General features: G+C 70.2%; 1 protein-coding gene. It reads right to left on the bottom strand.

The window, feature by feature from the left end:
• Window positions 1-12: 12 nt before the first annotated feature.
• Window positions 13-1,071 carry an IS110 family transposase gene (locus tag AB0F68_RS35240; RefSeq protein WP_357346228.1) on the bottom strand — a complete coding sequence of 353 codons (1,059 nt, stop codon included), beginning with the start codon at window positions 1,069-1,071 and terminating at the stop codon, window positions 13-15.
• Between the last annotated feature and the right edge of the window lie 255 nt (window positions 1,072-1,326).

Below are 1,326 nucleotides of genomic sequence, written 5' to 3'. Positions count from 1 at the left end.
GCGGGGACGCTCCTATGCCGCGTCAAGTGTCTGGGGTGCGGCTTCGAGGCGTCGGTAGAGGTCGCGGGCGATGTAGCGCTTGAGGCAGCGTTTGATTTCGCGGTCGGTTTTGCCTTGGGCGCGGCGGCGTTCGGCGTAGGCGCGGGTGCGTTCGTCGCGTTGTAGCCGGGTCAGGACGATGGTGTGCAGGGCGCGGTTGAGCTGGCGGTCTCCTGATCGGTTGAGCCGGTAGCGGACGGTTTTTCCGGATGAGGCGGGGATCGGGGCGGCGCCGGCGAGCATGGCGAACGCGGCGTCGTTGCGGCAGCGCCGGGGGTGGGACCAGGCGGTGAGCACGGTGGCGGCGACGATCGGTCCGACGCCGGTGAGCTGGAGCAGGTCTGGTCGCCAGGAGCGGACGATCGCGCGGATCGCTTTCTCGTGGGCGGTGGCTTCGGCCTCGAGGAAGCGGACGCGGCGGGCGAGGTCCCGCAACACGGTCAGGCAGGTGAACACCTCGACGTCGGTGCTGGTGGTGGGGCGCAGCCGGGCGGCGGTGGTGAGCATAATCCGGGTGCTCTGGCCGCGGAACCGGGCCCGCACCACTTCAGGGGAGGTGATCACCATGGCGTGCAGCTGCCGCTGAGCGGTGGCGCTGGCTTCCACGGCTGCACGGCGGGCGGTCAGGCGCATCTGCAATGCGGCCCGCTCGGGCCCGGTCTTGGGTTGCGCCAGGCGAGTACGCGCCAGAGCGTCACGGGCGGCGCGTTCGGCGTCGATCGCATCGGATTTCGCCCCGCCACGGCGGGTCGGGCGCAGCGGCCGATCCAGCTCGACGACCAGCTCACCGGCGTCGGCCAGATGCCGAGCCAGGCCCGCGCCGTAGCCGCCGGAGCCCTCCAGCGCCCAGGCCCGCAGCCCCGAGTGCCGCTCGGCAAGGGCCACCAGCTCGGCGTAGCCGTCCGGGTCAGTGCTCACCGTGGCCCGTCCCAGCACCCCGCCGGTGCGGGTATCCAGCACGGCGGCGGTGTGGGTGTCTTTGTGCGTGTCGACGCCGATGACGACCTCGACCAGTTCTGTCAGCATGGACATGCGTTCTCTCCTCACCGTGGGGACGCAAGGTCCGGTCCGGTGCGGAGATGGCAGGACTGTGATGAGACACGCCAGCCGCTAACTGGCGGTCAAGCTCCTGATCAGGCCAAACGTCTCCCGCCGGGCCGGCGCCGGCAGCAGCAGACGGACAAGTCCCGTCAAAGGCACGAAGCCAGTCAGAGCAAGAGTCACGCCCACCGCTGCCAGCTATCAGCTCACCACTGCTGAACCGACCCAGCCAGCCTCACAGTCAGA

It is taken from the genome of Micromonospora sp. NPDC023966 (assembly GCF_040639095.1).
Lineage (GTDB): Bacteria > Actinomycetota > Actinomycetes > Mycobacteriales > Micromonosporaceae > Micromonospora.
The sequence above is the reverse complement of the archived record's forward strand: the minus strand, read 5'-3'. Positions and strand labels throughout refer to the sequence as shown.

Coding starts and splice junctions, on each gene's coding strand:
- AB0F68_RS35240 (WP_357346228.1), bottom strand. CDS start 1,071: ATGTCCATGCTGACAGAACTGGTCGAGGTCGTCATCGGCGTCGACACG.